24 protein-coding genes and 1 pseudogene are annotated in these 24208 nt (G+C 46.0%); 18 read left to right on the top strand and 7 right to left on the bottom strand.

Annotated features, from left to right (window positions below; genetic code table 11):
- The first annotated feature begins 77 nt into the window (after positions 1-77).
- The 5 genes from ACRRNK_RS18950 (at position 78) to ACRRNK_RS18930 (ending at position 3132) form a co-directional block, all read left to right on the top strand.
- On the top strand, positions 78-251 hold the full coding sequence (locus ACRRNK_RS18950; protein ID WP_433944198.1) for an aldo/keto reductase: 174 nt from the start codon (positions 78-80) through the stop codon (positions 249-251).
- Between the two features lie 43 nt (positions 252-294).
- On the top strand, positions 295-891 hold the full coding sequence (locus ACRRNK_RS18945) for an aldo/keto reductase (RefSeq protein ID WP_433946951.1): 597 nt from the start codon (positions 295-297) through the stop codon (positions 889-891).
- Positions 892-912: 21 nt separating this feature from the next.
- Positions 913-1326 carry a cupin domain-containing protein gene (locus ACRRNK_RS18940; protein WP_433944197.1) on the top strand — a complete coding sequence of 138 codons (414 nt, stop codon included), beginning with the start codon at positions 913-915 and terminating at the stop codon, positions 1324-1326.
- Between the two features lie 151 nt (positions 1327-1477).
- Positions 1478-2056 carry an HAD hydrolase-like protein gene (locus ACRRNK_RS18935; RefSeq protein WP_433944196.1) on the top strand — a complete coding sequence of 193 codons (579 nt, stop codon included), beginning with the start codon at positions 1478-1480 and terminating at the stop codon, positions 2054-2056.
- A gap of 77 nt (positions 2057-2133) precedes the next feature.
- Entirely contained in the window at positions 2134-3132 is a 999-nt protein-coding gene (locus ACRRNK_RS18930) for an S-layer homology domain-containing protein (RefSeq protein WP_433944195.1), read from the top strand.
- A 192-nt stretch (positions 3133-3324) separates the two neighbouring features.
- On the opposite strand, the gene tnpB is transcribed toward ACRRNK_RS18930, so the two are convergent.
- The 4 genes and pseudogenes from tnpB to ACRRNK_RS18910 form a co-directional block, all read right to left on the bottom strand.
- Positions 3325-4398: an IS200/IS605 family element RNA-guided endonuclease TnpB gene (gene tnpB, locus ACRRNK_RS18925; protein WP_433944194.1), complete on the bottom strand. Its 1074-nt coding sequence runs from the start codon at positions 4396-4398 to the stop codon at positions 3325-3327.
- Between the two features lie 3 nt (positions 4399-4401).
- A pseudogene (tnpA, locus tag ACRRNK_RS18920) lies at positions 4402-4806 on the bottom strand (IS200/IS605 family transposase).
- Between the two features lie 137 nt (positions 4807-4943).
- Positions 4944-5507: a hypothetical protein gene (locus ACRRNK_RS18915; RefSeq protein ID WP_433944193.1), complete on the bottom strand. Its 564-nt coding sequence runs from the start codon at positions 5505-5507 to the stop codon at positions 4944-4946.
- Between the two features lie 19 nt (positions 5508-5526).
- The gene (locus ACRRNK_RS18910; RefSeq protein ID WP_433944192.1) at positions 5527-6114 is read right to left on the bottom strand and encodes an NAD(P)H-dependent oxidoreductase; all 588 of its coding nucleotides are present in this window, start codon (positions 6112-6114) and stop codon (positions 5527-5529) included.
- A 125-nt stretch (positions 6115-6239) separates the two neighbouring features.
- Between ACRRNK_RS18910 and ACRRNK_RS18905 the strand changes: the two genes are divergently transcribed.
- Positions 6240-6671: a MarR family winged helix-turn-helix transcriptional regulator gene (locus tag ACRRNK_RS18905; protein ID WP_433944191.1), complete on the top strand. Its 432-nt coding sequence runs from the start codon at positions 6240-6242 to the stop codon at positions 6669-6671.
- Between the two features lie 357 nt (positions 6672-7028).
- Positions 7029-8714: a methyl-accepting chemotaxis protein gene (locus ACRRNK_RS18900; protein WP_433944190.1), complete on the top strand. Its 1686-nt coding sequence runs from the start codon at positions 7029-7031 to the stop codon at positions 8712-8714.
- Between the two features lie 201 nt (positions 8715-8915).
- Here ACRRNK_RS18900 and ACRRNK_RS18895 read toward each other — a convergent pair whose 3' ends face one another.
- Complete coding sequence (locus tag ACRRNK_RS18895; protein WP_433944189.1) at positions 8916-10292, bottom strand: alkaline phosphatase; 1377 nt, start codon at positions 10290-10292, stop codon at positions 8916-8918.
- A 283-nt stretch (positions 10293-10575) separates the two neighbouring features.
- On the opposite strand from ACRRNK_RS18895, the gene ACRRNK_RS18890 reads away from it, so the two are divergent.
- The 9 genes from ACRRNK_RS18890 (at position 10576) to ACRRNK_RS18850 (ending at position 19114) form a co-directional block, all read left to right on the top strand.
- Positions 10576-10776 (top strand): cation transporter, encoded by a 201-nt coding sequence (locus ACRRNK_RS18890; protein ID WP_433944188.1) that lies wholly within the window; start codon positions 10576-10578, stop codon positions 10774-10776.
- Positions 10777-10803: 27 nt separating this feature from the next.
- Positions 10804-13236, top strand: coding sequence for a heavy metal translocating P-type ATPase (locus tag ACRRNK_RS18885; protein WP_433944187.1), 2433 nt, complete (start codon positions 10804-10806; stop codon positions 13234-13236).
- Between the two features lie 182 nt (positions 13237-13418).
- Positions 13419-13976: a glutathione peroxidase gene (locus ACRRNK_RS18880; protein ID WP_433944186.1), complete on the top strand. Its 558-nt coding sequence runs from the start codon at positions 13419-13421 to the stop codon at positions 13974-13976.
- Between the two features lie 72 nt (positions 13977-14048).
- Positions 14049-15218 (top strand): aminotransferase class I/II-fold pyridoxal phosphate-dependent enzyme, encoded by a 1170-nt coding sequence (locus ACRRNK_RS18875; RefSeq protein WP_433944185.1) that lies wholly within the window; start codon positions 14049-14051, stop codon positions 15216-15218.
- A 112-nt stretch (positions 15219-15330) separates the two neighbouring features.
- Positions 15331-16083: a YheC/YheD family protein gene (locus ACRRNK_RS18870; RefSeq protein WP_433944184.1), complete on the top strand. Its 753-nt coding sequence runs from the start codon at positions 15331-15333 to the stop codon at positions 16081-16083.
- Positions 16084-16168: 85 nt separating this feature from the next.
- The gene (locus tag ACRRNK_RS18865; protein ID WP_433944183.1) at positions 16169-16756 is read left to right on the top strand and encodes an AAA family ATPase; all 588 of its coding nucleotides are present in this window, start codon (positions 16169-16171) and stop codon (positions 16754-16756) included.
- 185 nt (positions 16757-16941) lie between these two features.
- Entirely contained in the window at positions 16942-17916 is a 975-nt protein-coding gene (locus ACRRNK_RS18860; RefSeq protein WP_433944182.1) for a ring-cleaving dioxygenase, read from the top strand.
- A gap of 649 nt (positions 17917-18565) precedes the next feature.
- Positions 18566-18886 (top strand): YbjQ family protein, encoded by a 321-nt coding sequence (locus tag ACRRNK_RS18855; protein WP_433944181.1) that lies wholly within the window; start codon positions 18566-18568, stop codon positions 18884-18886.
- Positions 18887-19114: a hypothetical protein gene (locus ACRRNK_RS18850; RefSeq protein WP_433944180.1), complete on the top strand. Its 228-nt coding sequence runs from the start codon at positions 18887-18889 to the stop codon at positions 19112-19114.
- Between the two features lie 658 nt (positions 19115-19772).
- Here ACRRNK_RS18850 and ACRRNK_RS18845 read toward each other — a convergent pair.
- Positions 19773-20312, bottom strand: a complete 540-nt coding sequence (locus ACRRNK_RS18845) for a helix-turn-helix domain-containing protein (RefSeq protein ID WP_433946950.1) — start codon at positions 20310-20312, stop codon at positions 19773-19775.
- A gap of 219 nt (positions 20313-20531) precedes the next feature.
- Between ACRRNK_RS18845 and ACRRNK_RS18840 the strand changes: the two genes are divergently transcribed.
- Together ACRRNK_RS18840 and ACRRNK_RS18835 are read left to right on the top strand one after the other, a co-directional pair.
- Positions 20532-20927: a DoxX family protein gene (locus ACRRNK_RS18840; RefSeq protein WP_433946949.1), complete on the top strand. Its 396-nt coding sequence runs from the start codon at positions 20532-20534 to the stop codon at positions 20925-20927.
- Positions 20928-20976: 49 nt separating this feature from the next.
- Positions 20977-21837 carry a VOC family protein gene (locus tag ACRRNK_RS18835; protein ID WP_433944179.1) on the top strand — a complete coding sequence of 287 codons (861 nt, stop codon included), beginning with the start codon at positions 20977-20979 and terminating at the stop codon, positions 21835-21837.
- Positions 21838-21915: 78 nt separating this feature from the next.
- On the opposite strand, the gene thrS is transcribed toward ACRRNK_RS18835, so the two are convergent.
- Positions 21916-23838 (bottom strand): threonine--tRNA ligase, encoded by a 1923-nt coding sequence (gene thrS, locus ACRRNK_RS18830; protein ID WP_433944178.1) that lies wholly within the window; start codon positions 23836-23838, stop codon positions 21916-21918.
- Positions 23839-24208: the final 370 nt, after the last annotated feature.

Here is a 24208-nt window from a genome sequence, read left to right as displayed (position 1 = left end):
GCACAGATCACGACATTCTGATTATTGAAGAAATACTCTTTCGATTTTATATTACATATATGCGATAACGCAATAGTGTGCGATTTATTTGGCTGCTTGACGATGAACAGGCACACCAAGCAGTGTGTGATGCGGTATCGATCGGATATCGCCATATTGATACGGCTCAGGCTTATATGAATGAAGCTGCTGTAGGCAAAGGAATCCGTTCCTGCGGTATCGTAAGAGAAGAACTTTTCATTTACGACTAAGGTTGCTGCAGAAGCAAAGACCTATGATGCAGTTACCCACTCCATTAATGAGTCTTTAGCAAAAATGGGGCTGGATTACATTGACCTTCTTATAATTCACAGCCCACAGCCTTGGAAAGAGTTCCGTGAGGAGAACCGTTATTTCGAGGAAAACAAAGAAGTATGGAAGGCGATGGAGGATGCTTATAAGAAAGGCAAAGTAAAGGCAATCGGTCTTTCTAATTTCCTTGAGGATGATGTAGAGAATATTCGCGCAAGCTGTGAGATCAAGCCTATGGTAAATCAGATCTTGGCACATGTGAGCAATACTCCTATGGAGCTTATTAAATTCTGCCAGAAGAATGACATCCTGGTAGAGGCATATTCACCAATTGCACACGGTGCAGTTCTTGATCATGCAGAGGTTAAGGTAATAGCTGATAAGTATGGTGTATCTGTTGCGCAGCTATGCCTGCGTTATGATATCCAGCTTGGTCTTGTAGTCATTCCTAAGACGGCAAATCCAGATCACATAAGAATCAATGCAGAGCTTGATTTTGTGATCAGCGATGCAGATATGGAGACTTTGAAGAATGTAGAGCAGATCCAGAATTATGGTGAGCATAGCTTCTTCCCGGTATTTGGCGGGAAATTAAAATAAACACTTATAGGAGGGATTTAAATGGCAAAACATGAAGAGGTTAAAAACGGCGTTATTTTCCCGTTTGGAGACAAGAATGAGGCCTTTGCACAATTTTTTGTAGGACAAAGTTACCTGCAGACGTTGGTTGCCGATCCCAAAGTGAATGTTGGAGTTGGGAACGTAACCTTTGAACCAGGATGCAGAAATAACTGGCATATCCATCGTGATGGATTTCAGCTTTTGCTGGTAACAGGCGGCGAGGGTTGGTACCAAGAAGAGGGACAACCTGCACAGTTCCTGAAAGCGGGTGATGTTGTTGTCACTCACGATGGTGTTAAACACTGGCATGGAGCTGCAAAAGATAGTTGGTTTGAACACATTGCCATCACTGCGGGTAGACCGGAATGGTTAGAACCCGTATCCGATGAGGAATATAACAAAATTCATATGTGAGGCGCCTAGGTTGAAAGTGTCCTGTTAGCCAGGTTTAAGCTAACAGGACAGGCTGCTTCACTTTATTGTATGTATGTACAAATCTGGTTCATATTGGTAGTCTTAGAGAAAACATAATCTTTCTCTGGAACTAGAAATGGAGTGGAACTCGGTGGTACAATCAATTATTTTTGATATGGATGGAACTCTTTTTCAAACCAATAGGATTTTAGAAATATCACTCGAAGATACCTTCGATCAATTGAGGTCACACAATGAATGGGATAAAGAAACACCTATTGATCAATACCGTGAAATCATGGGTGTACCTTTGCCCAAGGTATGGGAAGCTTTGCTACCCAATCATTCCATTGCGTTAAGAGAACGAACAGATGCTTATTTTCTGGGAAGATTAATTGAGAATATAAGAAGTGGGAAAGGTGCTCTATATCCTAATGTGGAGAACGTCTTCAGTTACCTAAAGGAGAAAAATTGTTCAATATACATAGCAAGTAATGGCTTATCAGAATATTTAAATGCGATTGTGAATTATTATAAGTTGGATCATTGGGTCACTGAGACATTTAGTATCCAGCAGATTGAATCATTGAACAAATCCGACTTAGTTAAAACAATTATTGAAAAGTATAATGTTACAAGCGGCGCTGTAGTAGGGGACCGCCTTTCGGATATAAAAGCGGCAAAAGATCATGGTTTGGTAGTGATCGGATTATATTCGATATTGTTTTGAAAGCAGACGAGTACAATGTCCATATTCCGTGGTCCTTGGTACGGCATTATAGTATCGATAAGAAAATAAACTTTGAGATGAAATTGACAGATCAGCGTTATCAAATCCCATGGGGGATTATTTCCGAATCTCAAATTAATCAACGGCTTGGAGATGATTCCGCGAATTTGAATTTGACGTATCATATTCGGACTACGAATGACCAAGAGAATGAGGCGATATCGTCCGAACAGCAGGCAAAAGATTTTACCGTGGTTCAGCCGTTAACGCAGTTCTCCATTTATACGGACTTACAGCAGAAACGTATTCTTTACCGTTTCGAGACCGGCAAAAGAGTGCTGCGGCTGGCTTCGCCGGCAGTAAAGGGGCAGTTCGACCAAACGACCGGGACAGTATTAACATCAAAAGGTCAATTGAGCTATGCTCCATGGCGCATGGCAGCACCGGGATCCGATTCTTACCAATTGTTCATATTGCGTAATAACAGCATTTCCGGCGTGATTCAATACTCGAAAACTTTTGATGACATAAGCACCAACTGGGGTAAAAGTGATATCGAGAATATGGCATCAAGGTTAGTCGTGGTTGGAGAGAATGAGAGGTTATTTAGTCCGGACAAACCTGTAACAAGAGCGGAATTTGCGGCTCTGTTAGTACGTATTCTTGGTTTGGAAGATGAGTCTTCACCGGAGCAGCAATTTAAAGATGTGTCCTCAGGCGACTGGTATTATGAAGAGATTCAGTCAGCGGCTCTATCCGGAATTATAGAGGGTTATGGGAATGGAATTTTCAAACCGAACCAGAGTATAAGCCGGGAAGAAATGATAGTCATCATCTCCAGAGTGATTGAAGAGCAGTTCCCGGAAATCACCCCGGATTCGGATTTGACCAGTTTGAGACGGTTTAAAGACGCCGACCAAATCGGAGATTCGTTCAAAGCTGAGGCTGCCCAATTGGTGAATGCCAGGTTGATGGAGGGCTATCCGAATGATGAATTCCGCCCACGGAAGGATGCTTCTAGAGCGGAAGCGGTCACTTTAATCAGAAGGCTGCTGCAATATATCGGGTACCTGTAATCGTGCGTAATTAAAAAGTAATAAATGGCTCTCCGAAATTATCGGGAGAGCCATTTTCTTTTTGTGTACATTTGATATAAATTAGTGAACCACACACCACCTAAGAGGTGGGTGCTTCTTGGTCAATGGAGCTAGCGCTCCAAGTTTACCCAAGCTTACAGGCTAGTCCCTAGCCCAATATATAGATGCAATTTACATTGCTAGTTTCAGTAGGTTTTGAGCAGCGTTTATATCTCTGTCATGGCATGTATTGCACCCCGGACAAATCCACTCACGCAAAGCAAGCTTTTTTACTGCTGCATTTTTGTATCCACAGCATGAGCATAGCTGACTACTTGCATAATTCTTCGGGGCAATAACCAATTCTCTGCCATACCACGAAGCCTTGTATTCAAGCATCGAAAGAAACATGCTCCAAGACACTTCGGAAATTGCTTTAGCCAACTTGTGGTTCTGCATCATATTCTTTACACGCAAGTCTTCCATAATGATTACTTGGTTTTCGCTTATCATTTTGGTAGACGTTTTGTGTAAGAAGTCTTTACGCTGATTGCTAATCTTTTCATATAGTTTGGCAACTTTCAACCGAGCTTTATGACGGTTATTACTTCCCTTTTTCTTGCGTGATAAGCTCTTTTGCAACTTGGCTAATCGTTTTTCAGACTTACGCAGATGTTTCGGGTTGGGAACAACTTCGCCATTTGAAGTAATAGCAAAATCCTTCAGTCCAAGGTCAACGCCTATTTTGGCGACCGATTTAGGTAATGGCTCTATATCTGCTTCAACCAAGACGGAAGCAAAGTATTTTCCGGTTGGAGTTTTAGAAATGGTGCATGATTTGACAGTCCCCATAAATTGTCGGTGTAACTTAATTTTAATTCTAGTTTTTAGTTTTGGAATCTTGATATACCCGCCCCCAATGGCCACTGTTCCATTTTGATTATTTGTTGTGAAGCTATAGTTATTCATCTTCTTACTCTTGAACTTAGGAAAGCCAACTTTCGGATCACGAAAGAAATTCTTATAAGCTTTGTCTAAGTTTAATTGGGCATTGGCAAGCGCAAGACTATCGACTTCATTCAGCCATTGAAATTCCTTTTTGTACTGAGCAGGAGTATTCTTAAGCATCGCTCCCTTTTGCTTATAATGCTCAATCTTATCTCCAAGCATTTTGTTGTAGATAAATCGCACGCAACCGAATACTCTAGCTAGATACAATTGCTGCTCGACAGTTGGATAGATGCGATATTTGTAAGCTTTCAGCAATTCCTATCGTCCTTTCATGCCTTGGTTTTCGATGTATTTTTTGATTACGTCTATTGGCGCTCCGCCAGTTGTAAGTAAGCAATAGGAACGTGACCAAAAACACTCTTTCCAGAGTGATTTTCGAACGGTAGCAAATTCCTTCTTGATAAGCCTAGATGATGCACTCTTATAAGCGTTGAGAAATTTGGAAATGTCGGTATTAGGGTGAGTCTTCATGAGAACGTGAACATGATCCCGATCATGATTTCATTCCTGCAAAGTCACGTTGTAAGTAGGCTGAATGTATTCGAATATCTCTTTCAGACGTTCTGATATTTCAGCAGTAATTACTTTCCTACGATATTTGATTACTAGAATCAGATGATAATTGAGTAGGAACACTGAGTGGTTATTTGAGTCTAATTTCATTGGTATGTCCGCCCTTTTTTGAATTACGACTGATTAATCCCATATTAACAAATTTGGTGGAATTAGTAAAAGAAGAGTGGACCGTTGCTATTCATCCCACCACTTTAGAAGTGGGGGAATTTTGGCAACTTATAAGGTTAAATGGTTGATCCTCGCTTCTTCCATAACGCCAAGATGGCCGCAATTGCTAGAATCATTACCGAGATGAAGGATATTAACCATTTAGCTAGCGTCAAGCAGCCTGCTATTGTTGGCCATGTGACTAAGTGTTCCGGATAATAATGCAGTATCATTAGCATGGACATGTTCTCCATGTAATCGAAGAGCCCGGCAAGTAGGGGAAGGAAATAGAGCTTGGCCGTATATGTTGACCTTGGTGCAGCCAGGCGGAGGAGCACCCAGATACTTAGTGCTAACGCACTTGAGTAGAGCACAGGGAATACGGCATCGAAGGTAAGCAGGAATGCCCGGTAAGCTTCCCGGCCAGGGACTCCAAGAGAGATCAGCGCGTCGTATAGCCGATGACTGTCGTAATAGAACAACGTATCGGGGAGATGGGCTCCTGGTTCGGATAGTTCTTGTATGTAAGCTGCAGAATTCGGTACGGGTACAACATTTATGACGAACATGGCAAGTATGGTTAGAAAAAATAGAGAGACAGCGATTCTTCCTTGCGAGAACAGCTTGTTTTCTGTTTTCACTATGCCATTTCTCTCCATTTCATCGTATGATAGTTTTGAAATATTGATAGACTTGCTTGAGCTTTTTCGTCTGATTGCCACCAGACTTCTCCATATTCCCGAATTCAAAAAATTTGACTTTTTTGATTCCGACAAAGTTGAATAACGCTTTTCGCATAAGAATTTTGTGCGCATTATTAAGCCAGAATAGCGGGTAAAGTGCAGGCCCTTTCATGGTCGAAATACAGACGACAGACTTCCCTTTCAGTAACCCCTCCGGGAGGAGGCCACCTTTGTCGCGATAAGCAAAATTGGAAGCAAACATTTGGTCAATATAGCCTAGGAGCATGGCAGGAGGGCGTCCCCACCAGATCGGATAAATGAATACGATTTTCTCAGCCCAAAGCAGCTGTTTACGGTACTTCTCCAAGTTAGGATCGATGTGCATATCCCTTCTCCGCTTGTGTTCATTGAATACGAGGAGCGGATCGAAGGATTCAGCATATAAATCCAATACTTCAATTTCATGTGTGTTCGGGTTGTCTTGCAGGCCTTGAATCGTTGTCTGGAGAAAAGAATAGGATAAGCTTTGATGGTTCGGATGCGTGAAGATAATCAGGGTTTTCATATCACACCTACTTTGTTATCATTTGATAATAAAGTACATGGGTTAAAACTATTTGTCAAATGATAATTATTTTTTGATAACTATTTTATTTAGAATAAATCAGCTAAAGAGGAGGACGGTTTGAGATGGTGACTAAAGAAAACTTGTTTCATCAATTGGGTACCATTATTGCCTCCGTCCATCAACTGCACTACGATTTGACGAAGGATATGCCGATGGACGATATTACCCCGCTGCAATATGAGATTCTGGAATTTTTGTCAGTTAAGCAGCCGGTCACAATAAGTGAGTTAAGCGAGTGCAAAGGCATCTCGATGCCGAATATGAGCCGGGAGGTCCGAAAGTTACGGTTAAAAGGGCTTTGCGAAGGAACCGAAGATGCCGAGGATCGAAGAAAGCAGTATATCAGATTATCACCACTTGGAGGGGAAAGGGTGAATGCGGCGTTAGAGCATATGAGGAAGATTTTTATGCAGAGGATTGAGCAAATGCCGGATACGGAGCTGGTCAAGATTTCTGAAGCGATGGGAGTCCTGGGATCCACGATTTTGCGTTAAGGCATATGATTAGCAGATGGATTGAACTAAGACTGCGTGATCAAATTTTTTTGGCCACATGCGTTAGCTTTAACCCAAACGTTTTTTCTTTAGTTCATTCCATATAGATTATCTTATTACATTCCAAATATGTATGTTAAAGGCGCCAAGTTCAACCCATACGGTGGACTTAACGCCTTTTTATATGCTGTGCGTGCACTTAGAACACATCTAGCTCAACATAGATTGCTTCAAGATAGTATCCACAAAGCCAACTTTCAACGTTCTCTCAGCTTCCCCTCAGTAAGCATTCAGCTTCAGCTTCTATACTTGGTTTACACAAATAGAGAGTACATACACACCGAAGGAGAATACATAATGAGAAAGTCGATCCGCACGAAGTTATTCGCAAGTATGTCCTTAATTATTATGCTGTTCATTGTTGCGATTGTGGGCCAAACCAATGGCCAGGGGATACTGAACACATTGAGTGAAACGGTGAGTCAGCAAAAGTCGAATCTGCTGAATGTAGAGTCTTTGGGATTATCTATCGTAAGTACGGAGCAAACGGTAGCCTCTTATTTACTTAGCAAGGATGTGCAGAATCAAAATACTCTTCTTGAGCAGTACGAGAATAATGTGTTAAGAGTGTCACAGGTGATGGATACGACCGAGAAGACCGCATCGGATAGCGAAAAGAAAGTAATCAGCAAATTTAGGGCACAGTGGAATACCTATCTCGCTCAAATTGACAAGGTCGTATCGGCCGCAAAGCAAGGGAATATGACCTTGGCCCAAGCTTCCTACGCCAAAGCTTCAATTGACATTTCTTCATTAGCCGAGCTGCACAAAAGCGCAGAGACAAGCATTGCGAAGCTCCAAGATGAGATGGATAGTCAACTCGGCACCACTTCCAAAATGACCATTTCCGTTGCCTCCATCACAACGGTGCTTGGATTCCTTATCGCTATCTTTATCTCCGGTAAAATGGCCAGAACCATTAAGCAGGTGAACAAGCAGCTCAAGGAAATTGCCGAGGGAGAAGCTGATTTAACCCAGACGATTCAGGTCACTTCGAAGGATGAAATCGGTGAGCTTGCCAGGTACTTCAATCTGATGCTGGGGAACCTGCGCTCTCTGATTGGACAGGTAGGGACCTCCACCTATCAAGTTGCGACCTCTGCCGAAGAGCTGAGATCAGGCTCCAATCAGACTCGGGAAGCTGCCAAACAGATTACATATTTCCTTGAAGAGGTTGCAGAGGGAACGGAGAAGCAGGTGAATGCTCTTCATCATAACTTGGCAACCATGAGCGAAATGTCAACAGGAATCAAGCAGATCGCCATGAGTACGCAGAGTGTGGCTCACTCCTCTCATGTTTCCTTATCCCTGGCTTCTGAAGGCAATCTATCCATTCAAAGTGCCATGAGACAGATGGATTCAATTACGCTGTCCATTCACAGTTTATCTGAAGTTGTAAAGGGACTGGATGTCCGATCGGGAGAGATTGATAAGATTATATCCGTCATCACTCAAATCGCTTCACAGACGAACCTATTAGCATTAAATGCAGGGATTGAGGCTGCCCGGGCCGGAGAGCATGGAGCCGGATTCTCGGTTGTGGCAGAGGAGGTTAAGAAGCTGGCAGAGCAATCCAAAATCTCGGCAAGTCAAATCACGGAGCTGGTGCGGGCTATCCAATCAGACACGGCAGAGGCCATTCAATCGATGGAATTAAGCATTCGGGATGTGAAGGAGGGGACGGTAATTATCTCCCAGGCGGGTGCGTCGTTCGAGAGCATTGAACAGTCTGTAAATGGAGTAGCCTCCCAAGTTCAGGAGGTCTCTGCGGCAGTAGAAGAGATGTCGGCAAGCGCTGAAGAGATCGTGACCTCTATCCGGTATGTTGCACAGTTGGCAGAGCAGGCAGCAGGGGGAACCCAGACTATATCCTCAGCGTCCGAGGAGCAGCTGGCTATGGTGGAGCAGGTGTCCAGTTCAGCTGATATCCTGGCCGGATTATCCGAGAATCTCCAGTCACAGGTGGATAAATTTAAAATATAGAAGACTATATAAGTTGAACAATTGATTTACATTTAGTCAGCCGTGTGAAATGTTCTTACGAACGCTGCGCTTCTCCAGAATCATTTCACACTCTTGCCTAAAAAGTAATCTCTAAGCTCAACTTATAGAGAAGAAGGAAAGCGGCGGCCTTGGACATCATTTCTCGTCCAAGGCTGCCGCTGTTTTTCGTGCGGGTATAGTTTACTTTTTGCCGTTCTTGAGGATTTGGAAAATAACTTTGGCATTGTCGGTATTGTCGATTAGGCCGGCGAATTTATCTTTGCCTGGTCCGAAGGCGTAGACAGGTACGTCCTCACCGGTATGTCCGCCCGTAGTCCAGCCGGTATTCGTTCTCGCATTGAAGATGGCTTCAATCGCATTATCAATGCCGGTGGCATCCTTATCCTTCTTGGCTGCCGCATCTTTAACAGCTTGAATCTCTTCAGCAGTCAGATCCAGAGAGATGTACTGCTTCAGAGTCGCTTCTACATCAGCGCCACCGAAGATTTGCGCTGCCATGAAGTCAGGTGTGCGTTTGGCTGCTTTGATCGGGCTGGCATCGAAATTGTATTTGCCATTCGCAGCAACCGATAGTCCGCCAGTGGAATGGTCTGCGGTAGCTACAACCAGGGTATGGCCGTCTTTCTTGGCAAAATCAATCGCTGCTTTAAAGGCCTTCTCGAAGTCCTGCATCTCGCTCATGGAGCCTACGATGTCGTTATCGTGGCCGGCCCAGTCAATCTGGCTTCCTTCAACCATGAGGAAGAAGCCTTTCTTGTTGGTATTCAGACGGGAAATCGCCGTGTTCGTCATTTCTTCCAGCGAAGGAGCCTGTGGACCCCGGTCGATAGCTTTGTCGAATCCGCCAGGGGCGAAGAGTCCAAGCACCTGCTTGTTCTTGTCTTTCAGCAGTTCCTCACGGGTGGTCACGAAGCTGTAGCCGTCTTTTTTGAACAGATCCGTAAGATTCTTGTCCTTGCGCACAAAGTTGCTCAGTCCGCCGCCAAGCAGAACGTCTACCTTGTGCTGGCCGTTAATTTTCTCATTATAATAGTCATCCGCAATCGCATCCATATTTTTACGGCTGATATCGTGAGCCCCGAATGCGGCAGGCGTCGCATGCGTAATCTCTGACGTAGCTACGAGACCTGTAGATTTGCCTTGCTTCTTGGCTTCTTTAAGTACGGTCTTCACTTCGGTATGATCGTTATCTACCGCGATCGCGGCATTGTAGGTTTTCACCCCGGCTGACATCGCAGTAGCGGCTGATGCTGAATCGGTTACATTCTCATGCTCATCTTCCGGATAAGTCATTTGGTTGCCCACGAGGTATTTATCGAATTCCGTTCTCTCCATTAGAGGAGTAGCCGGATTATCTTTAAGATAACGGTATGCCGTAGTATAGGAGACACCCATGCCATCCCCGATCAGGAAGATCACATTGCGGATCTCGTTATTGTCCTGCTTCTTGTCCGCTTGGGCAGCTGAGTTCACAACGCCTCCCGAGAGCAGGGTTGTAACAGCTAGCGAAGCTAGTAATGCGGTAGGTATAATTTTTTTTGAAAATTTGCTGGTCATGGTTTTCCTCCCCATAATGGTTATTCTAGGTGGTGACAGGTTTGCCAGGCACTCACTTACCTAGGGTAGTATTCAAACATCAGGGGCAGGGGCGTTTTGTGTAAAAGTTTTGTAAAGCCGCAGGAATTGCAGATTCGTTCTCTAGATGGTCATTGCCGCGCTTAAGCTTAATGGATAAGTAGTTGGAAAAAAATATAAAATAAGCCGTTGACAATTATACAGTAGGGGGGTATAGTATACGTAACGAAACAAATAAATAAATTAATTTAGGAGGAGTTATAAAATGAAAACAACAACATTGCAGGTCGAAGGTATGTCGTGTGGTCATTGTGTGAATTCCATTGAGAAGGCACTTGAAGGTGCAGGGGCATCCGGCCAGGTGGATCTGGCCTCCAAGACGGTGGAAGTGCAGTATGACGAAGCTCAAATTTCCTTGCAGGCATTGAAAGAAGTTATTGAAGATCAGGGGTATGAAGTTATATAAGCGTTGAGGATGGGAGGGTGAAGCAGGATGGATAAGTTGAAGCAATCAGGACAGGAACAGGCCGTATTGCAGATTACTGGAATGACGTGTGCAGCATGCGCCGGCCGGATTGAGAAGGGCCTCGGTAGAATGGAGGGAGTGTCTGAAGCGAACGTGAATTTCACGCTTGAGAAGGCTTCGGTAACCTACAATCCGTCTGTACTTAATCCCGGAGATTTGGAGAAGAAGATTGAAGCTCTGGGATATGGCACCGTTAAGGAGACGGCAGATTTCCAGATCGGCGGAATGACCTGCGCAGCTTGCGCAACCCGGATTGAGAAGGGACTGAATAAGCTTAGCGGGGTATCCCGGGCCTCGGTGAACCTGGCGCTGGAGACAGCGCAGGTCGAATTCTCTCCGGGTGAAGTCACAGTGGAGGAGATTATCCAGAAGGTGGAGAAGCTCGGTTATTCGGCGGCTCTGAAGACCGAGAAGCAGGAATCCGGTGACCATCGCAAGCAGGAAATTGCACGGCAGAGAACCAAGCTGATTATCTCGGCAGTTCTCTCATTCCCTCTGCTGTGGGCGATGGTGGGCCACTTTTCTTTTACCTCCTTCATCTGGGTGCCGGAACTGTTCATGAATCCTTGGTTTCAGCTTATCCTTGCTGCACCCGTGCAGCTGATCATCGGAGCTCAGTTCTATAAAGGCGCTTATAAGGCTCTGCGTAATGGCAGCGCGAATATGGATGTGCTGGTTGCGCTTGGCACTTCGGCGGCATTCTTTTATAGTCTGTACCTGTCTATTGAAAGTCTTAACATGCATGGACATGGCGGGGTCGAGCTGTACTACGAGACCAGCAGTGTACTGATCACCCTCATCCTGCTCGGGAAGCTGTTCGAGGCTCTTGCGAAGGGCAGATCCTCGGAAGCGATCAAGACGTTAATGGGCCTGCAGGCCAAGACGGCCCTCGTGGTTCGTGGAGATCAGGAGATCTCGGTGCCTACCTGGCAGGTGGTCAAGGGCGATTTAATCATCGTGAAGCCCGGCGAGAAAATCCCAGTGGACGGTGTAGTTACCGAAGGAACCTCCTCGGTGGATGAGTCGATGCTCACCGGGGAGAGCCTTCCGGTTGAGAAGAGTGCGGACAGCCAGGTATTTGGTGCCACGATCAATAAGAACGGGCTGCTTAGAATCCGCGCGACCAAAGTCGGCAGAGAGACAGCATTATCCCAGATTATCCGTGTGGTGGAAGAGGCTCAGGGCTCGAAGGCTCCAATTCAGCGTGTAGCTGATGTGATCTCGGGGATCTTTGTTCCAATTGTTATCGGCATTGCCGTGGTAACGTTCCTTGTATGGTATTTCGCTATAGAGCCAGGTAATTTCTCAAGTGCTCTTGAGAAGGCGATCGCGGTGCTTGTCATTGCCTGCCCTTGTGCGCTCGGTCTGGCTACACCGACTTCCATTATGGCCGGATCGGGACGGGCGGCTGAACTGGGGATTTTATTCAAAGGCGGGGAGCACCTTGAGGCTACCCACAAGATTGATGCCATCATTCTCGACAAAACAGGTACAGTGACCAAAGGGACACCTGAACTTACTGATGTACTTATCGCGGATCCAAGCTATTCGGAGACCGAACTGCTTACATGGGTTGGAGCTGCCGAGAAGAACTCGGAGCATCCTCTCGCGGAAGCGATTGTGGAAGGAATTCGCCGGAAAGGTATCGATCTTCCTAATGCAGAGCATTTTGAAGCTATTCCGGGTTACGGAATTCGTGCCACCGTACAAGGCAAGGAGCTGCTGATCGGTACCCGCAAGCTGATGAATAAGCACCAGGTTGCTGCCGAGGCTGCTTTTACACAAATGAGTGAGCTGGAAGAGGCGGGGAAGACGGCGATGCTGGTAGCGGTGAACGGTCAGTATGCCGCAATGGTGGCTGTTGCCGACACCATTAAGGAGACTTCTAGCGAAGCTGTTGCAAGACTGAAGAATCTGGGCATCGAAGTCGTGATGATCACGGGAGATAACGAGCGTACGGCGAAGGCTATTGCCGCGCAGGTAGGAATTGACCGTGTACTCGCTGAGGTTCTGCCTGAAGGCAAGGCTGCTGAGGTGAAGAAGCTTCAAGAGGGTGGACGCAAGGTAGCCATGGTTGGAGACGGCATCAACGATGCGCCTGCTCTGGCAACAGCCGATATTGGTATGGCGATGGGTACAGGGACGGATGTTGCCATGGAAGCTGCGGATGTGACCTTGATGCGCGGGGATTTGAACAGCATACCAGATGCCATATTTATGAGCAGAAAGACTATGCTGAACATTAAGCAGAACCTCTTCTGGGCACTGGCTTACAATGTAATCGGGATTCCGGTTGCAGCGCTCGGCTTCCTGGCCCCGTGGCTCGCGGGTGCCGCTATGGCGCTAAGTTCAGTCTCGGTCGTGCTGAATGCGCTGCGTCTGCAGAGAATTAAATTATAAGGGTACTTGGTAGAATAATCAGAGGCAGTTATGAATCCGTTCATAGCTGTCTCTTTTTGTATTCAAACTATATCGCTAGCCTATAAACTCTATTCGAACTATATATTAGAACAATAAGAGGAGGAGCGTTATGATGAATTAAATTATAAATTCGATTATCCTACCCAGGGAGGAATGCAGATATGTCTATTTACGATTTTCAGGCCACCTCAATTCTAGGAGAAGTGATTCCCCTCTCCAGGTACAGGGGAAAGGTGCTTCTGATCGTTAATACAGCCAGCCAGTGCAGCTATTCCCGTCAATTTGCTGATCTGCAGCAGCTGTACGAACACAAGAAGGAGCAGGGATTCGAGGTACTTGGATTTCCATGCAACCAATTCAATGAGAAAGAGCCTGGAAACAGCGCTGAAATTGTTGAAGTGTGCAAGACAAAGCATGGGGTAACTTTCCCGCTATTTGAGAAGACAGAGGTTATCGGGTCGTCCGCACACCCTTTATTTGAATATTTAACGCAGATGGCCCCATTTCAAGGCTTTGATATCCGGACGAAGGAAGGCCAGTGGATGGATCATTTCCTACGGGACAAACACCCGCACATCTATGCCGGAAACGGGGTGAAATGGAACTTCTCCAAGTTCCTGATCGACCGCCGAGGTCAGGTGAGTGGGAGATTTGAAACCACAATGGAGCCCATGGATATCGAACCAGTGATTGAATCACTTCTTCACAAGCAAACTTAGTGCTTTCTTGCCAGTTCCCGTATCCGCTATAATTTAGTTATAGGCTTAAAAGAAAGTAGGAGAGCGGCTATCATGAAGTTTGCTAGAAGAATGGACCATTTTGGAGAGGGTATCTTCACTAAATTGCTGGAGATCAAGAGAAAGAGACTGGAACAGGGACAGCCTGTCATTGACTTAAGTGTGGGAACTCCTAACATTCCTCCGGCATCCCATATTATAGAAGCATTATGCACGGCGGCGGCCGATGAGAGAAATTATATTTATGCAGTCAACGATCAAAGTGCTTTATTGGAAGCGGCGAGCAGCTGGTATCGGAGCAGATATGGAGTGGAGCTGGACCCGAAGACGGAAATATGCTCTTTATTAGGTTCACAGGAAGGTCTTGCGCATATTTCATTATCCATTATTGATGAGGGCGATCTGGTTCTTGTCCCCGATCCTTGTTATCCCGTGTTCGCGGATGGGCCGCTGCTGGCAGGCGCCGAGCTTTATTTCATGCCGCAGAAGAAAGAGAATGACTATGTGATCTGTCTTCAGGACATTCCAGAGGATATCGCGAGAAGAGCCAAATTTATGATCGTATCTTACCCCAATAATCCTACCGCGGCGCTGGCCCCGGACAGCTTCTATTATGACTTGATTGATTTCGCGAAGAAATATGACATTATCGTCCTGCATGACAATGCTTACAGCGAGCTGGTGTTTGATGGCAGAACCGGCGGCAGCTTTCTTGCTTTTCCTGGAGCGATGGATGTGGGTGTGGAATTTAATTCGTTATCCAAGACCTATGGCCTCGCTGGTGCGAGAATCGGCCTTTGTCTGGGGAATTCAGAAGTCGTGTCCCAGCTAAAAACATTAAAATCCAACATGGACTATGGAATGTTCATCCCCATTCAGCAAGCAGCCATTGCGGCAATAACTGGCGACCAGAGCAGTGTAGAGAAGACGGCAAAGGCCTATGAAAGACGCAGAGATATTCTCTGCGAGGGATTCGCAAGCATCGGGTGGAATATGGAGAAGCCGGAAGCCACAATGTTTATCTGGACAAGGATTCCCGCGCATTATGAGAAATCAGAGGATTTTGCGATGGATATGGTGAGCAAGGCAGGGGTTATTGTTACCCCGGGGAGTGCATTTGGTCCATCTGGTGAGGGACATGTACGGCTGGCTTTGGTACAGGATGAAGACATGCTTAATCATGCGGTTCAAGCAGTGAAAGCCAGCGGAATTCTGAAAGTATGAGTGGAGGCCCCAAAGACGTATATTCACGGGTTAACTTATAATATCCAATCCACGAAAGAGGATCGCGCATATATCTAATTTGAAATGATGTTAGATAATGAGGTGATCCTGGGTGTACTGGAACAATAAGTTTGGCAAATACCGGGCGATGCGTAATGATAAGGAGCTGGCCAAATACTTGCCCCCGACTGCTCCTGCAACGAAAAAGGATGTGCGAGGAATGGTGCAGCAGTACCGCACGGTCTACCTCAAGCCCAGTCTTGGGACTGGGGGATATGGAATCTACAGGATGTCTCATACGCCTGAAGGTTACCGGCTGCAGAGCGGGACTCAGAGCCGCACGTTCAAGACGTTAGATGCTGCTTATGCTGCATTCGAGAAGGGCAAGGGACGCAGATTTTACTTGGTCCAAAAAGGAATCCCGCTGCTTCAATATCATGGCAGACCGTTCGATCTGCGTGTGATGGTCCAGCGGAATCCGCAGAATAAGTGGGAGGTCACCGGTATTGTGGGGCGGGTAGCACAGCCTAACAAAGTCGTAACGAACTACCATAATGGCGGTCAGCCCAAGCCGATTGAAGAGCTGCTTGCCCCTTTAATGTCCAAGGCGGAGATTAGCAGTTATATCGATCGGCTGAATCGGCTCGGTATTCGGGTAAGCAGCCATCTTAGCGGCATCTTCCCAAGTTTTCGGGCTTATGGAGTGGATATAGGGATGGATAAAGATCACAAACCCTGGATCATCGAGGTAAATAGCCGGCCGGATAAGTACATTTTCAACGCGCTTAAGGATAAACGGATGTTTCGGAAAATGATCCAGTATGCGAGAATTGTGCCGCCGAAGAAGCAAACCATAAAGAAATGATTATATTATAATTCTAACAACTCGATCTTTTGAGTTGTTTTTTTATTTGGGGGCAGAAGGCAAGTAGAAGGAAGGAGTAAAGGCAATGATTATTTGGCTAAACGGAGCATTTGGAGCTGGAAAGACACAGACAGCCTACGAGCTGCACCGGCGAATACCGAACTCGTTCGTGTTCGATCCAGAGAATGCGGGCTATTATATTCGAGATAATATACCTATAGAGGTTGCCAGGAGTGATTTCCAAGAGCATTCATTGTGGCGGACATTTAATTATGAGATGCTGACCTACATTACTTCCAAGTATGAGGGAACAATTATCGTTCCGATGACCATAACAAATCCTGAGTATTGGGATGAGATCGTTGGGCAGTTAAGACGTGATGGCCTGAGCCTGCGCCATTTCACCTTAACTGTAACTAAGGACACGCTTATACGCAGACTGAGGAGCCGCTTTGAGGGCAAAGGTTCCTGGGCGGCTCAACAGATCGATAGATGCGTTCGTGATTTGGCACTTGAAGTCTTCGCGGAGCATGTGCACACCGATCACCTTACGGTTCCACAGACAGCCGAGGTTATTGCTTCGTTGCTGCACATTGAGCTGCAGCCTGATGGCCGAAGTCGGATAAGGAAGGCTGCGGACAGGATGATTACACAAATAAAGCATATCCGCTAGTTCAAGAATTGTATGAATTTTATGGATTGAACTTGCAGGATATTTTCATCCATTCACTGACAAGATAACTAGGCGGGAACTAGTTATCTTTCTTCAATGCTCAGTAACTTACATTTTGTAAATTACTTATTTTTAGTATATAATAAACCTAACAACTTTATCATATAAAAATCGGAGGTGCAGTTATGGAACTCAAAGGTATACACCATGTTTCTGCCATAACAGCTCACGCAGCAGAGAATTTTAAATTCTATACCGAAGTGCTTGGACTTCGTCTTATTAAGAAAACAGTCAATCAGGATGATACCGGCGTATATCATCTATTTTACGGAGATGAAGAGGGGAGCCCGGGCACAGAGCTAACCTTCTTCGAGATTCCAATGGCCGGGCGCAATCGTGAAGGAGTCAGCAGTATATCGGCTCTGTCCCTGCGCGTCCCTAGTGATGAGGCGCTTGTGTACTGGAAGGATCGGCTTGATCAATTCGGCGTGGAGCATGATGAGATTAAGCAGGTAGCCGGCCGCTCTGGACTGGCGTTCAGGGATGGGGAGGGTCAGCGTTTCATTCTGGTATCCGATGAGAACAATCACGGTGTTGCGGGCGGTAATCCATGGGTGAAAAGCCCTGTCCCGAAGGCCTACGGAATTGTAGGCTTAGGCCCGGTTAAGCTGACAGTTCAAGAGCCGCAGCCGACGATTGCCGTACTCCAGGACTTGCTTGGATTCCGTGCCAAAGGAAGATATCCAGCCGATGTAGCTGGCCAGCCTGACATTCTCGTATTTGAGACAGGCGAAGGCGGCAGCGGAGCAGAGGTGCATATTGAGGAGAGGAATGATCTTTCCCGCGAACGGCTCGGCCGGGGCGGAGTACATCATGTGGCCTTCCGGGTGGACAACGATGAGGAACTTCATGCCTGGATCTCCAAAATCAGCGAAGGACGTTTTCCGAACTCCGGTTATGTTGACCGCTTCTACTTCCATTCGCTGTACTTCAGAGAGCCGAACGGCATTCTGTTCGAATTCGCTACGGACGGACCTGGTTTCGCCACGGATGAGGAAATGGAGCACTTGGGTGAATCCCTCGCCCTCCCGCCATTCCTTGAGCCCCAGCGCGCTCAGATCGAGGCGAATCTTAAGCCTTTGAATACCAAGCCTGAGTAAAAGCCGGTATCAAATGATTCTTTTATCTATGCTTCGCGCATAGATATATGCAGGTTCTAAATAAAAATAAAAATCCCAACTATTGCATCTTACAGGGGTTATTAATTATGTAAACGGTGGTGGAATATTGACTCCCCAGGCTAATGATTATTGCCCCTGGTTTTTTTGCACAATGCGCGAAGGCGCAACAGTTATCATATGATGGTATTGATAATCAGCTAGTACTTCAATTGCAAGGAGAATAAGCGATGTCACCTACATTATCTACGATACTAGCGATATTCATAATATTGTTATCTATCGGTTATCTGATTCTTTATTGGATAAAGAAGAAAGACAACAAACCTCTCCAAGCTATTTATAAAATAGCATTTGCTTCTGTTTTTGTTTTATTAGCTATTTATCTTATCAATTCACTCATATAATGAGGGGAAAAAGACAGTCTTCTATAAATTAAAATTGATGACCTATTCGCAAAAGCGGGTAGGTCTTCTTTTATTGGTATATAGCCATTAAATCATTTGTTTACTCCTTCAGTTTATGGTGAGATACTACAATAAAAAAGAATGGATTCTTACGATATAAAAAATATAGAAAATAACAAGTGAAGTTTTAAAATACTAAAGTAAGCTTGCTGGAGGCGGTAAATGTGTTAGTTGTTACTACAGAAAAAGTTGAAGGCTACAAAATTGTCGAGGTAAAGGGACCCGTATTTGGTCTAATTGTAAGAAGTAGAGGCATCGGCGGTGACATTATGGCAGGATTAAAATCCTTGGTAGGTGGAGAAATCAAACAATATACAGCTATGTTGGAAGATTCGAGAAAAGAAGCTTTGGACCGTATGATAAAAAATGCTAATCAAATGGGTGCGAATGCAATCGTTATGATGAGGTTTGACTCTGGGGAAATCGGTAATAATATGAGTGAAATTGTATCATACGGAACTGCTGTTGTGGTGGAGTCGATTTAAATGAAATTCGTCATAGGTTATTATATTTTAGAAGGTATAATACTCTTCGTATGCATATTGCTTGGGTATTTTATTTATGACAAACGGTTTAATCGCAATCACGGTGTGAAAGTCCCCAATGGTTATCAGTCGACAGAAGAAATAAATATCGACCCCGTAACGGGTGAAAAAACAAGAGTGTATTATAATCCTGTTACAGGTGAACGTTTTTATAAAAAGGATAAATAACTGCCCATAAGCGTCTAATTCGCTTCGTGAAGCAATTGAAGAAAAGCCGTGATTTTGGCCAAATGCCAACCACGGCTTTTCTTTGATTTACACCACTTTTTAAAGTACGTTAGTAAGGTTCGGTGACTAAGAATCTGATATTCATTAATGACGAGGATGTCCGCAACTGCCCAAGCTCCAACATAATGCATAGTCCAAACTAAGACAGAACACGGGAACAGAACAACAAGACATAAAGCTCAATGCAGAGAACAAGAGAACACAAAGGGCAAAGCACAAGGAGCAGAACAAAGAGAACAGAACAAAAAAGTACAAAGAACCAAACAACAAGACAGAACAGTAACTTAACTAAAGAAGGCTGACCCTTATTAAAGGTCAGCCTTCTTACTGCTATCCAAACCTAAGTGAGGTTAGGGATCGTACCACCTTGAGCACAGACCCAGCTGAACGGCCGGAATCGCCTGTAGAAGCGGAGCGCTCGCCTAAAAGCTTTCTGAAAGAAAGCTACCTCGGAAGCATACGCTATCCCCGGATTCATACCAACCTAGCCAATTCAAAGAATCCGGGGATAACAGCGATCGAAAGGCGATCTGGCAGCGCAGCGACCATCAGTGCTCTCAGTGTACTCATAAAGTGTCCTCACTATGCTCACTATTTCCTAATCTTCACTGCCCCCATCTCGGTGCACCGAAATTAGCACAATCGCAGGCTCATCCCCTATGTTCTTCACATAATGAGGGAAGCAGGCTTTCCAGCTGAAAGCATCGCCGGTATATAAGGTAGCGGAGACATCGCCTTGCTCCACATAGAGAGTACCCTGGATGACGAAATGAATCTCCTCACCGGCATGCGCATGAGCTTCCTCGGTTGAAGCGCCTGGTGGCATTTCAACGAGCATCATTTTAACATTGCCTCTGTCGCTAAGATGCTCAACCTGGAACTTTTCCTTCCCGTAGATCGTTTTGCGCCGCTCTTCCTTGCGGATAATATGCATACGCTCATCCTTCTTCAGCAGCAGGAAGGCAAGAGGAACATCCAGCGCACCAGCAATGCTATCGAGAGTGGCGATAGAAGGAGAAGTTTTATTGTTCTCCACCTGGCTCAGAAAGCCTTGGGATAATCCTGTTTTCTCGCATATTTGTCCGATCGACAGCTTTTTGCTTTTCCGGATTGATCGAATATTAGAGCCAATGTCCATGTTATCCATAGTTAAGCAACTCCTTGTATTACAAATACTAAATATATATTTATTATATCAAATAAATGATTGACATCAACACAACTTGTATGATAAATTCTTAATACAAAATAATTATTTGTATTAGTAATAATTTTAAAGGTTTTTCGCATCCTAGATATTAGTAATATGAATTAATTATTCAAATAATAAAATGTCAGAAGGGAAGATTTAATTATGATGAACAAAAGTGTATCTACTATTTTGCGTATTGCTTTGGGCATCATGTTCGTTGCTCATTCCATCAACAAATTCCAGACAGGGCTTCCGAATATTTCAGGCTGGTTCCAAAGCTTAGGCTTACCCGGTGCTCTGGGGTATGTTATCGCATATACGGAGCTTATCGTAGGAATTGCCCTTATTCTTGGCTTCTTGACGCGGTATGTATCCGCGATTGTGATCGTCATTATGATCGGTGCCATATTTACCGCCAAGCTATCTGTCGGACTTCTCGGAAACGGACAAATGCCGGGGTATGAGCTTGATATCGCATTTGCCTTGATTGCCCTGCATTTGGTCTTTACAGAGACAACGCCCTTGTCGCTGGATGCTCTATTTTCAAGAAATCGTGATTAATAGACGAATCGGATGTATTCAATTGACATGACCTGAAAGGATGAGAGAGATGACAGCACAAATACACCCAGCTACTAACATTGGAGTCGTCAAATTAAAGGTAAGCGGTCTTGAGCGATCAGTTGCTTTTTATCAGGAAGTTGTAGGATTGAAGGTACTTAATCAGCAAGGAAATACAGCAGAACTTACGGTGGACGGTATTCATCCACTTGTGGTTCTGCAGGAGCTGGATCAAGCGGATGTTTTGCCAAGAAGAGCAGGGGCGGGACTTTATCATTTCGCCATTCTTCTTCCAGATCGGACTTCACTGGGGCTATCCGTACGCAACCTGATCCAGCATCAAATTCCTGTAGGACAGGGGGATCACCTGGTCAGCGAGGCGCTCTATATCAATGATCCGGACAATAACGGTATCGAGATTTACGCGGACCGTCCACGGGAGACCTGGCAGCGTGATGAACAAGGTCATTATGTAATGACGACAGATCCGGTAGATATAGACGGACTCCTTGCCGCATCGGAAGGTATGGAATGGACTGGATTGCCGGTGGGTACGCGAATCGGTCATGTGCATTTTCATGTGTCTGATCTGAAGAAAGCGGAAGAATTCTACTGCCAGGTTCTGGGCTTCGATATCGTAGCTAACTATGGAGGTTCTGCTCTGTTCGTCTCCGCGGGGGGCTATCATCACCATATTGGTCTTAATACGTGGGCAGGCGTAGGAGCCCCGCCGGTTCCTGAGAATGCGGCTGGTCTGGATTATTACGAGCTCATTCTTCCTAGTCTCTCCGAAGTGGAGGCCGTGGTTCAAAGGCTTAAGGAATCCGGAAATGAATTGCAGCAGAAGAACGGGGAATGGTTCGCCAAGGATCCGTTCAACATTCAGGTTAAGCTGACAGCTCTAAGCTGACACTAACGGACTGCGGTTAACATAAATAACGGCACTTTCGCATGAAGGCGAAGGTACCGTTATTTTTATGCTGTAGGCTTATTTCCTGGAGGCAATTTCCTCTTTCATCTGCTGGATAAAAGAATCAAGCGGAGTCTCCCCAATCGCACATGCCGTTCTCTGGCGCACGGATACCGTCCCGGAGTTCTGCTCTTTCTCTCCAAGAACGAGCGTATAAGGGATCTTCTTCATTCCGGCTTCGCGGATTTTGTAGCCGAGCTTCTCATTGCGGACATCCACTTCGGCACGGATGCCGGCTGCTGCAAGCGCAGCTTTTACCTGGAGGGCATAATCCGTGAAGGGTTCGGAGACCGGTATAATCCGGGCCTGAACCGGTGCCAGCCACAGCGGGAAGGCGCCGCTGTAATGCTCAGTCAGTATGCCCATGAACCGGTCGATGGAGCCGTACACAGCGCGGTGGATCACGACAGGGCGGTGCTTCAGATTATCTTCCCCAATATAAGTGAGATCGAATTTCTCAGGCATTTGGAAATCCAGCTGAATGGTGCCACACTGCCAGCTGCGCCCCAGGGCATCGAGGATGTGGAAATCGATCTTCGGACCATAGAAGGCGCCGTCTCCTTCATTAAGTCGGTAGTCTATACCTTTTCCAACAAGTACATTCTGCAGGGATTGTTCAGCCTGATTCCACAGTTCCTCCGAACCCATAGAGTCCTCGGGACGAGTAGATAATTCAATCCTATATTCAAATCCGAACACTTGATAGACATGGCCGATCTGTGCGATGACCCGACTGATCTCATCCTCAATCTGGTCTGGACGAACGAAGATATGCGCATCATCTTGGCAGAATGTCCGAACTCTCATCATACCGTTCAACGCCCCGGAGAATTCGTGGCGATGAACCTGACCGAACTCGGCGAGCCGGATCGGGAGCTCGCGGTAAGAGCGCAGGCTGTTCTTGAAGATGAGCATATGACCGGGACAGTTCATCGGCTTCAGGGCGAATTCGGTCTCATCCACCTTGCTGAAATACATATTGTCCTTGTAATGATCCCAGTGGCCCGATTGCTCCCACATCATCTTGTTCATCATGAAGGGACTCCGGACCTCATCGTAGTCATACTGATGCTGGGCCTCGCGGGAGAAATTCTCAAGCTCGGTCCGTATGACCATACCGTTCGGCAGATAGAAAGGCATGCCCGGAGCCTCCTCTGAGAACATGAACAGCTCCAGCTCTTTGCCAAGCTTGCGGTGATCCCGCTTGCGCGCTTCCTCGAGCAGATGCAGATGCTCATCCAGCTGACTCTTCTTCGGGAAAGCCGTGCCGTAGATCCGCTGAAGCATCTTATTCTTGGAATCTCCGCGCCAGTAGGCACCGGCTACACTTTGCAGCTTGAATGCCTTGATCCGGCCAGTGGACGGAAGATGAGGGCCGCGGCACAAATCCACAAATTCGCCTTGTTCATATAGCGTTATGATGGCCTCCGCAGGCAGGTCATGAATAAGTTCAAGCTTTAGCGGCTCCTGAAGCTCACTGAACAGCTGAAAGGCTTCTTCGCGGCTGACTACCCGGCGCTTAATCGGCAGATCCTCCCGGATGATCATCTCCATTTCGCTTTCGATCTGCTCCAGATCATGGACAGACAGCGGCTTCGCAAGGTCGATATCGTAATAGAACCCATTCTGGATAACCGGACCAATTCCGAGCTTTACCGCTTCGGAACCATAAATGCGCCGGATCGCCTGTGCCATCAGATGAGCCGTGCTGTGACGGTATATTTCGAGTCCCGCGGGACTCTCTAAAGTTAAAATTTCCACTCCGCTATTCTCGCTAACTGGCCAGGATAGATCAACCGCCCGCCCGTTCACATTTCCCGCAATGGCTGCCTTTCTAAGACCCGGACTGATTGAAGCAGCAATCTGTTCAACCGTGATGCCACTTGGGTAGATTCGGACCGAACCGTCCGGCAGGGATACTTGAATTTCTTTCTTGTCCATGGTGGATACCTCCAATAACTTTTTTGGATACAACAAGGTTTGAACGCAAAAAAACACATCTCTTCCCAAAAAGGGACGAGTGCGTTCAGCTCGTGGTTCCACCCTAATTCAATCTGCATCAGTCCATTACGCCCGGCATCTACCGTAGCCGCATGAATATGCAGATCCTTATTAGAATCCGTTAACGGGGATTAATCGGTGAAATGTAATACCACCGCATACGCATCGGCAGGTTCCAATTCACGGCTACAAAGGGGTAACTCGCTTCCGGTCTCAGGAGAAGCTTACACCACTCACTTCTCTCTCTGGGCAGTCCTTGAAACGAATCATGTCTTTGATACTCGCTTCTTCCTGTATTTGGTTTTTTATT

It is taken from the genome of Paenibacillus sp. SN-8-1, from assembly GCF_050995535.1.
Lineage (GTDB): Bacteria > Bacillota > Bacilli > Paenibacillales > Paenibacillaceae > Fontibacillus.
This window is presented reverse-complemented; position numbering and strand designations above follow the sequence as displayed.

Bases quoted from the DNA above. Each gene is read 5' to 3' on its own strand.
- ACRRNK_RS18840 (WP_433946949.1), top strand. From the start codon at position 20,532: ATGAACAAAAGTGTATCTACTATTTTGCGTATTGCTTTGGGCATCATG.
- ACRRNK_RS18835 (WP_433944179.1), top strand. From the start codon at position 20,977: ATGACAGCACAAATACACCCAGCTACTAACATTGGAGTCGTCAAATTA.
- ACRRNK_RS18900 (WP_433944190.1), top strand. From the start codon at position 7,029: ATGAGAAAGTCGATCCGCACGAAGTTATTCGCAAGTATGTCCTTAATT.
- ACRRNK_RS18865 (WP_433944183.1), top strand. From the start codon at position 16,169: ATGATTATTTGGCTAAACGGAGCATTTGGAGCTGGAAAGACACAGACA.
- ACRRNK_RS18845 (WP_433946950.1), bottom strand. From the start codon at position 20,312: ATGGACATTGGCTCTAATATTCGATCAATCCGGAAAAGCAAAAAGCTG.
- ACRRNK_RS18895 (WP_433944189.1), bottom strand. From the start codon at position 10,292: ATGACCAGCAAATTTTCAAAAAAAATTATACCTACCGCATTACTAGCT.
- ACRRNK_RS18850 (WP_433944180.1), top strand. From the start codon at position 18,887: ATGAAATTCGTCATAGGTTATTATATTTTAGAAGGTATAATACTCTTC.
- ACRRNK_RS18940 (WP_433944197.1), top strand. From the start codon at position 913: ATGGCAAAACATGAAGAGGTTAAAAACGGCGTTATTTTCCCGTTTGGA.
- thrS (WP_433944178.1), bottom strand. From the start codon at position 23,838: ATGGACAAGAAAGAAATTCAAGTATCCCTGCCGGACGGTTCGGTCCGA.
- ACRRNK_RS18905 (WP_433944191.1), top strand. From the start codon at position 6,240: ATGGTGACTAAAGAAAACTTGTTTCATCAATTGGGTACCATTATTGCC.
- ACRRNK_RS18880 (WP_433944186.1), top strand. From the start codon at position 13,419: ATGTCTATTTACGATTTTCAGGCCACCTCAATTCTAGGAGAAGTGATT.
- ACRRNK_RS18875 (WP_433944185.1), top strand. From the start codon at position 14,049: ATGAAGTTTGCTAGAAGAATGGACCATTTTGGAGAGGGTATCTTCACT.
- ACRRNK_RS18860 (WP_433944182.1), top strand. From the start codon at position 16,942: ATGGAACTCAAAGGTATACACCATGTTTCTGCCATAACAGCTCACGCA.
- ACRRNK_RS18890 (WP_433944188.1), top strand. From the start codon at position 10,576: ATGAAAACAACAACATTGCAGGTCGAAGGTATGTCGTGTGGTCATTGT.
- ACRRNK_RS18910 (WP_433944192.1), bottom strand. From the start codon at position 6,114: ATGAAAACCCTGATTATCTTCACGCATCCGAACCATCAAAGCTTATCC.
- ACRRNK_RS18930 (WP_433944195.1), top strand. From the start codon at position 2,134: ATGAAATTGACAGATCAGCGTTATCAAATCCCATGGGGGATTATTTCC.
- ACRRNK_RS18885 (WP_433944187.1), top strand. From the start codon at position 10,804: ATGGATAAGTTGAAGCAATCAGGACAGGAACAGGCCGTATTGCAGATT.